This is a genomic window from Cyclobacterium sediminis (assembly GCF_054781075.1).
Genome location: NZ_BAAGVC010000025.1, coordinates 1 through 516 on the forward strand (window position 1 = coordinate 1; position 516 = coordinate 516).

The 516-nt window shown below is 45.9% G+C and carries 1 pseudogene; it reads left to right on the forward strand.

Going from position 1 to position 516, the window contains the following annotated elements:
• Positions 1-503, forward strand: a pseudogene (locus ACYVHJ_RS19350) (IS1595-like element ISBbi1 family transposase); the annotation flags it as partial.
• Positions 504-516 lie beyond the last annotated feature (13 nt).

Genomic DNA, 516 nt, shown 5'->3' on the forward strand with positions numbered 1-516 from the left:
ACTTTTCGGTGGCCAGTAAGGAAATCGAGCGAGGCAAGGGTACACGTGGCCGGGGAGCCGAGGGAAAGCAGAACGTTGCGGTGATGGCCGAAAGCACCCCGTTGGAAGATATCGAAACGGGCAAAAAGGAGAAGCATGTGCGTTATTTCAAGGCCAGGGTACTGGATAGCCATCAAAGTGAAGGAATCAACGGCGTGGTCAGGGACTGCATGGAGGATGATGCCATCGTATTTTCGGACAAAAGCACTTCTTACGTTGACATCTCCGATCTGGTGGAATTGCACGTCACCGAGAAATCAGACGCCAAAACCACCAAGGAAACACTCAAATGGGTGCATATCGCAATCAGTAATGCAAAACGGACATTGCTGGGCAACTACCATAAAATCAAAAGGAAATACTTACAGTTGTATCTCAACGAGTTTATTTACAAATTAAACAGACGGTATTTTGGAGACAAACTCTTTGACAGACTAGTAATTGCGAATATAACAGGTGCATAAACGGATAATCAGA